At 55.9% G+C, this 7,558-nt stretch carries 5 protein-coding genes, 1 tRNA gene and 1 rRNA gene; 2 read left to right on the top strand and 5 right to left on the bottom strand.

Features of this window, described 5'->3' with window-relative positions; genetic code table 11:
* The 3 genes from IRZ24_RS14180 to IRZ24_RS14190 all read right to left on the bottom strand — a co-directional run.
* Positions 1–98, bottom strand: a 16S ribosomal RNA gene (locus tag IRZ24_RS14180); the annotation flags it as partial.
* Between the two features lie 413 nt (positions 99–511).
* Entirely contained in the window at positions 512–736 is a 225-nt protein-coding gene (locus IRZ24_RS14185; protein WP_297165353.1) for a hypothetical protein, read from the bottom strand.
* Between the two features lie 718 nt (positions 737–1,454).
* Positions 1,455–1,895, bottom strand: a complete 441-nt coding sequence (locus tag IRZ24_RS14190) for a DUF6249 domain-containing protein (protein WP_297165355.1) — start codon at positions 1,893–1,895, stop codon at positions 1,455–1,457.
* Positions 1,896–2,027: 132 nt separating this feature from the next.
* Between IRZ24_RS14190 and IRZ24_RS14195 the strand changes: the two genes are divergently transcribed.
* On the top strand, positions 2,028–2,696 hold the full coding sequence (locus tag IRZ24_RS14195; protein WP_297165357.1) for a sigma-70 family RNA polymerase sigma factor: 669 nt from the start codon (positions 2,028–2,030) through the stop codon (positions 2,694–2,696).
* Positions 2,683–3,234: a zf-HC2 domain-containing protein gene (locus IRZ24_RS14200; protein ID WP_297165359.1), complete on the top strand. Its 552-nt coding sequence runs from the start codon at positions 2,683–2,685 to the stop codon at positions 3,232–3,234. The genes IRZ24_RS14195 and IRZ24_RS14200 overlap by 14 nt, the downstream gene beginning before the upstream one ends.
* 366 nt (positions 3,235–3,600) lie before the next feature.
* Here the strand turns inward: IRZ24_RS14200 and IRZ24_RS14205 are convergent.
* Positions 3,601–3,674, bottom strand: a tRNA-Pro gene (locus IRZ24_RS14205).
* A gap of 160 nt (positions 3,675–3,834) precedes the next feature.
* Positions 3,835–7,353: a DNA polymerase III subunit alpha gene (locus tag IRZ24_RS14210; RefSeq protein ID WP_297165361.1), complete on the bottom strand. Its 3,519-nt coding sequence runs from the start codon at positions 7,351–7,353 to the stop codon at positions 3,835–3,837.
* Positions 7,354–7,558: the final 205 nt, after the last annotated feature.

Genomic DNA, 7,558 nt, shown 5'->3' on the forward strand with positions numbered 1-7,558 from the left:
GTCCGCCACTCCCTCCCCTCGCGGAGAGAGCGTTCGACTTGCATGTGTTAGGCACGCCGCCAGCGTTCGTCCTGAGCCAGGATCAAACTCGCCATCCAGAAGATCTATCTGAAAGTCTCCTCACCTGGAGACCTTCATTGACGCATTCTGGTAAGGGCTAGCCGCCTGTAGACCCAGGTTTCCGGTCGTCACTCAACTCAAAGCCTTATCACTCTTCAGTTGTTCAGGTGCACCAGGCACTACAGCCATGTGATCCATTAGGGCACCGGGTCCTGGCTGATCGTTGCTGCCGTGTTCCCGAGTGCAGTGGAGATAATAGCACTGTTTGTTGTAGCTGTCAAGGGGGTTAGGCGAGGAATCCAGGGGAAAATTGGAAAGTTATCATTGGTGCCTGACCAGGCTTGCTGGTGACGAAGAGCCGCCCCATTCCTGCCAAAGCCCAGCGATTGCCGATGAGTCCTGAGAGGGCAGCTAAGCCTGGCCAGGCAAAAGATCAATCAGACTAAGCGTTCTATCCCAGTTCCTGCATCGCATAGACCCAGAGAGGCAGTCGATGCTCTCGCTTCTCGCTGTACTCACGCTGCTGGTGTTCGTGCTGATAGCTATGGAGAAACTGATGCAACTGCCAGCTAAGCTGGCGATCAAGCACATAGCGCCGCTCCCCTGTTTCGACGATTAATCCCTCGCCGCTGGTGCGAAACACGAGTGGTCCTAGCTCCAGACTATCGCGCTCCATACCACTCTGCTTGTTCCTCCTTCTGGGCATTCTGCCCGCACATCAGGGCTGACCGCTCTTACGCGCGGGGCATGTCAGTGCACGGGCGCAAGCCGCCCGCTGTGTACAGCGTAGATGAAATTCGCCAATCTCTGTCTCTTTCAGTAGAAAATGAGAAGAGCGGAGCAGAGCCATGTCATCACGTACCGACTGCTCCAGATCTTTAAAAGGCATAAAGTCAAATATCGATGCGTCTACGCCAAATTGCGACTGCAAGCGTCGCTGTAGATCAGCATTCTCAAAGGTGAGCCTGCCACAATCGGTGTGGTGAATGACGGCGATGACTCTCGTCCCCAGGAGCTGCTGGGAAATGATGAGTGAACGCAGCGCCTCCGCTGTGCGCCCTCCAGCGTTGCGTATGACATGAACATCCCTTCCTCTAATCCCAGAATACGCGCTGGATCAATCCGCGCATCCATACAGGTGACCATCGCGAGCTTTTTAGCCGGCGGCAGCGGTAGCTCTCCTTTGTTAAAGGTGGCTGCGTAGCCTTCATTTGCCGCTAAGAGTTCCTCAACCAGCGACTCGGCAGCTCCTTATCGTGCTATTGTTGACTTAGTTGATTTACTAAAAGAACTTGCTCTGAGTATAGGCCGATAGGACACAGCTGTCAAGAGACGAGAGGCAGGGGAGGACCAGAAAGCTAGTACAAGGCAGACGGGCCTGATTGACCTTGTTTTTAGGGCGAGTTGTGTTCAGACCGTTCGCTTTCAGGGGGTGACAGCAAGGGTGGGCGTGGTCTCTGGCGGTCACGTGGTGGTTGCCCATCTTGCTCTAAATAGTAGCTGGCAACAAGGGCAGCTCCCACTCCAAGGGGGATCAGGCCCGGCAGGAGCCAGGGACCGAGATGGAAAGGGGCAGCGGTAAGAGCTGATGGCAGCATGAACCCCAGGGGATACAGGCCAAAGGTCAACGCCAGGCCCACCATCATAGTAATCAGTCCTGCCCGCAGGGTTCGCCGGCTGTGGCTGCGTCTCTGCAGGCTCTCCAGGTCTAACCCACGTTCAATTAAGGCCATGCGCTCTCGATGGTCAAGGTAGCGTAGTAAGACAATAAAGCCACAAAAGATGACTAGGGCCAGGAGCCAGCCCAAAAGGGCAGCCAGGACGTTCGACGACATGCCTCTGACCTCGCTACTGTTGCCTCGCGTGTATAATATATAAGATAAATTGAAAGAGTCCTGCACGACGAAATCCGTTTCGTTCCTGGCCGAGCTTCGCTCTCCAGTCGTACCAGGCTTGATGCACAACCTATGAATGAGGAACTGCTGCACTCCGCTCGCAGCCTGAATCTCCCCCTCTCCAGCGCTGCCCGCGCTCGCCTGGAGCAGGACGATGCTCAGCTTGTGAGGGCCAGCCAGCATGGAGATCGTGAGGCCTTCGCCCTGCTGGTTCAACGCTACCAGCGCCGCATCTTTAATATGATTCTGCGTATGTTGCAGGACTATGAGGAGGCTTGCGAGATTACACAGGAGGCTTTCTTAGCCGCCTGGCAGAGCTTGCCAACCTTCCGCGGCGAGGCCCGCTTTCCTACCTGGCTCTATCGCATTGCTTATAACTGCTGCTTACGCCAGCTCGAACAGCGCAAGCGCGATAAGGCTCTCCAGAGCGCCATACAGGAAAAGCAGCTCCTGGACGAAGCCGGCGACCAGAGGCGCCAGGCCGAGTCTACCCTTGAAGCTCATGCTCGCCAGGCCCTGGTCCGTGAACAGCTGGAGGCGTTACCAACCAAGTATCGTATCGTTCTGATACTGCGACATCTGCAGGAAATGACTTACGAGGAGATGGCGGAGATTTTGATGATGCCGATCGGTACCATTAAAACGCATCTCTTCCGCGCACGCAACCTGCTCAAGGCACGTCTGCAGGCCCAGCGCCAGGCGGATTCTCAGAAAGCGGAGGTGACGAATGCGTTGCAGTGAGGCTGCTGATCAGCTTCAGCTCTATCTGGATGGGCGGCTATCTGTAGAGCGCACGCGGGCCTTGGAGGCTCACCTAGCACGCTGTGCAAGTTGCCGCATTGAGCTGGAGCTGCTTGAAGAGGTGGTACGTCATCTGGAGAGCCTTCAGATGGTCGCCGAGCCAGCAGATCTCTCCTTGCGCATTATGGAGCGGGTGGCCCGCACCCCTCAGCAACAACCGTCTTCGATCCTCGCCCAGTTGCGCCCCTCTCCTGGTGAGCTACTGGCCGCGGCCTTGCTGGCGACGATTGCTTCGCTCGGTAGTTTACTAACTCAGCCAGCCTTACTCCGTCTCCTTCCTCTGGAAGGCGGCCCGCTCATGGGCCTGTTGGCTTCGGTCACACATCTGCTGCAGTCGATGGATGCCACTACGCTCACCCTTGTCTGTTGGGTTATGGGCACGCTGGTGGGAATTTGCATTACGTTGCTGGTGGTTGGAGAGGAGTTACGCTCGCGTTGGCTGCGCGCTGTCTGGGAACGCCTACCTGTGTTGCACTAGCTCGCCTACTTGGTGACCACGGCTCTCACGGCTATCAGCCGGCTGCCCAAATCGAGGGCGCCTCACCGCTCCTTGTCTCCACCTGTCTTGACGGGCTGGCTTGTGCCACGCATTACTATCCCTTCCTTGTCGGCTGCTCCCACTCGCCACCTCTCTTTCACAGGCTCTTGTGCTGTTCACCGATAGGGCAGAATGGAGGTCGGGAAAGCGGCTGGAAGGAGTCTGCCAGTCAGCCATCGTCAGCTAAACCCACGCCTCTCTCTGCTCGCAACAGCTGATCGAAGTGCGACGGCCAGGAGAGGTGGTCACCTGCTCATGGCTGTTAGAAAAAGAGAGGCACTGGTTTGTAACCAGTGCCTCGACAGGTCGGGGCGAGAGGATTTGAACCTCCGACCACCACAACCCCATTGTGGTGCGCTACCGGGCTGCGCTACGCCCCGCCTTTGACAAGTGCAGTATAGCAGAACGGCTTTTCTTTTGTCAAGCCCTGGTGCGCTGGCCCGGCAGCGCTATCGAGGGAGGCAGACAACAGTCTGCTTCCCTCTGTTTCCTCCGCTTCTCTCTGGCCAGCTCGTTCTTGCTTCGGCCAAGCCATCGCCGCTAGGCGTCGAGCACCTGGACAGTGACAGCTTCATGTCCGAGCAACTCTTCAAGCTTGGCACGCAGCTCAGGTGAATAATGCATAGTGTTATCGCGTGGCCGCAGGCGGACGCGCCAATGACCATTCTCGATAATCAGCTCGTAGCGATCGCGCCCGGGCCGCTCCTGAATATAGCGATAGAGATCCTGCAACTTGATGATATCGTCGGAGATGGCGCGCTCGCTCTCGCCGCTGGTGCGGAAACGCAGACAAACCTGATGGCGCTGGCGGTTGAGCTCCTCCTCCGCAGCCTGGAGGGGTTCGATTTCGTCGCAGATCAGCGTAGGCTCATCGCGACGCATCTGCACCTTGCCCCGGACCAAGACTACCGCCTCTTCAACCCATTGGTCGGCAGTGCGCTCGTAGACCCGAGGGAAGACTGTCACCTCTACCGTGCCTGTCAGATCCTCTAGTTTGGCCACGCACATCGTTTCGCCCTTTTTAGTGGTAATGCGCCGCGCCTCCAGAATGGTACCACCAAGGGTTACCTCCTGGTTCTCCAATTCTTCGCTGAGCTGACCGGTTGTATGGGTCGTGCGCTTGCTCAGCAGATCGCTGATGTAGGCGAGGGGATGGCGCGAAATATAGGTGCCTAGTAGCTCCTTTTCCCAATTGAGCAATTGCTTGCGCGGGATTTCGGGTGTTTCAGGATTCAGGCGGAAGGCGAAGGTTTGCTCTACGTCCAGGCTTTCACCGAAGAGACTGACCAATCCCTTTTCGCGGGCAGCGCGCTCACTTTTGCCGATCTGCATAGCGCGCTCAACGGCTTCAAGCAGTTGATGACGCTTGCCATTGCCCAGGCTATCCATCGCGCCGGCCTTGATCAAAGTCTCGATGACAGCGCGGGTCACTGTGCGCGGATCGACGCGAATGCAGAAGTCGGCCAGGTCGCGGAAGGGACCTCCCTCAGCACGGGCTTTCAGGATCTCTTCGATGGGGCCTTCGCCAATCCCTTTGATGGCCAATAGACCAAAGCGGACGCCACCGTTTTCGACGGTGAAGCCCTTCTGACTGGCGTTGACATCAGGCCCCCAGACTGGCACGCCAAGGCGCTTGCATTCGGCGACCGCATTAGCGATCTTCTTAGCGTCAGCCGCCTCCGTTGTCATGGTGGCAGCCATGAACTCGGCAGGATAGTTAGCCTTCAGGTAGGCGGTATAGTAGGCCACGACAGCGTAGCTGGCAGCGTGGGCCTTGTTGAAGCCGTAGCCCCCAAAGGGGAGGATCAGCTCAAAGAGCTGCTCAGCGACTTCGCGTTTCATGCCGTTCTTGAGACAGCCTTCGACGAAGTCTCCTTTGTAGCTCTCGACCTCGTCCATCTTTTTCTTGCTGAGAGCCTTGCGGAACTTGTTGACTTTGCCCCACGAGAAGCCAGCCAGGTGAACAGCTATCTGTAGCACCTGGTCCTGATAGACAATCACGCCGTAGGACTCTTCAAGCCACTCTTTGAGACGCGGATCAAGGTAGCTGACTTGTTTTTTGCCGTGCTTGGCGGCGATAAAGTCAGGAATGCTATCCATCGGCCCAGGACGATAGAGGGCTACCATTGCGGTGATGTCTTCGATGCAGGTTGGTTTGAGCTGCTTGATGTATTCGCGCATCTTGGCGCCCTCAAGCTGGAAGATGCCCGTCGTTTCGCCTTCAGCAAGCAGGGCAAAGGCCCGGGCACGCTTCTCATTCAGCTCGCGGCTGCGTTCGTCTGTCTCGGGCAGAGGATCAAGCGGCAATTGCTCTAAAACGACTTCTTCGCCTCGAGACTGCTTGATGAACTTGAGAGTGTTGTCCAGAATGGTCAGGTTGGAAAGGCCCAGGAAGTCGAATTTGATTAGGCCCAGTTCCTCCAGATGGACTTGCTCATATTGGGTCTTCCAGCCTTGAGAGGGGTCCTTCGGGTTGATGGCCTGCAATGGCACAAAGTGTTCCAGCGGTTCATTGGCAATGATGACGCCAGCGGCATGGACACCAGTGCCACGTACCGAACCTTCCAGGGCCATCGCCTGATCAATCAGCTCACGTGCCGTCGGGCTTTGATCGTAGAGAGCACGTAACTCGCGGACATTGTCCAGGGCACTCTTTAAGGTGACTTTCGGCCCCGAGGGAATCAGTCTGGCTATCCGATCACCTAGCTCTTGTTGCCCCATGACTCGCGCCACATCGCGCACTGAGTTTTTGGCGGCCATCGTCATGAAGGTCACCATCTGCGCTACGCATTCGTGCCCATATTTGCGCGCTACATATTCAATAACTTCGGCACGCCGATCATCCGGGAAGTCCATATCAATATCAGGCATGTCCGAGCGCTCGGGATTGAGGAAGCGCTCGAATAGGAGTTGATAGCGCAGCGGGTCTACATTGGTGATGCCGAGTACATAGGCAAGTAGACTGCCAGCCGCCGAGCCACGCGCTGAACAGCGAATGCCATGCTGGCGCGCATAATTTACGAAATCCCATTCAATTAGGAAATAAGGCACAAAACCTTTCTGGACGATCAGGTTGAATTCATAGTCAAGCTGCTGTTTGATACGCTCGGTCATTTCGCCGAAGCGCTCTTTGACACCTTGCAGGCAGAGATGGTAGAGATAGGCTTCCTGGGAAGGAAACTCAGGGGGAATAGTATAGGCCGGCAGCGAGGCTTTATAGGCCAGGGGATCAACTTCACAAGACTCGGCGAGGCGTACGGTATTGAGGAGCGCTTCAGGGAGATCCGGAAAGAGGCGCTGCATCTCTTCGGGGCTGCGTAAGTAGAATTCGTGGCTCTCGAATTTGAAACGCCGCGGGTCGCTCAGTTGGCTCTGGGTCTGGACACAGAGGAGTACCTCATGCGTGTGCGCATCGGCGGCATTAACATAGTGCAGGTCATTGGTGACGATCAGTGGCACGCCCGTTTCACGATGAAGCTCGTAAAGGCGTTTATTAACGATCTCTTGCTCAGGATAGCCAGAATGCTCCTGAAGCTCGAAATAAAAGTTTTCTGGGCCAAAGACATCCTGATACCAGCGAATGATCTTGCGCGCCTCGTCGATTTTGTCCTGGATCAAGAGCTGCGGGATCTCACCGCCCAGACAGGAGGAGGTGGCTATTAGCCCCTCGCCATACTGCTCCAGACAGCGACGATCAATGCGCGGCTTGTTGAGGTGCACCCCTTCGGTGTTGGCAATGGTGGTCAGTTTCATTAAATTGCGATAACCAGTATAGTTTTTAGCCAGAAGCAGAAGATGATTATAATCTTCTTTATGGCGTTTCGTGCGATCATGGAGATCTTCAGTCAGATAGGCCTCGACGCCAATAACAGGGTGAATACCTTCGTTTTTGCAGGCTTTATAGAACTCGATAGCCCCGTACATAACGCCGTGGTCGGTAATGGCTAGATGCTTCATGCCTAGCTCTTTCGTTCGTTTGACCAGGGCACTAATGCGGCTGAGGCCATCAAGGAGGGAGTACTCAGTATGAACATGCAGATGGGCAAAGTCGGGAGCCATGATTGAATATCTGCCTCCGCCGTAAGAATTTCCTGCCCTCCAGGATAAAAGGCGCTCTCCGTGCTGTCAATTGTGACCATTGGCCTAGGACCAGGTTAGCTCAGGCTTCAGCAGCACGCAATTTCTCCCCCTGGCTCCTTTCTGCCCGCCAACTTCGGTCCCGTCCCCTTGACATAGCAAGCACTCGTTATTACACTGTAACTTT

The sequence above is a fragment of the Thermogemmatispora sp. genome (genome assembly GCF_019683755.1).
In the GTDB taxonomy this organism is placed as follows: domain Bacteria; phylum Chloroflexota; class Ktedonobacteria; order Ktedonobacterales; family Ktedonobacteraceae; genus Thermogemmatispora.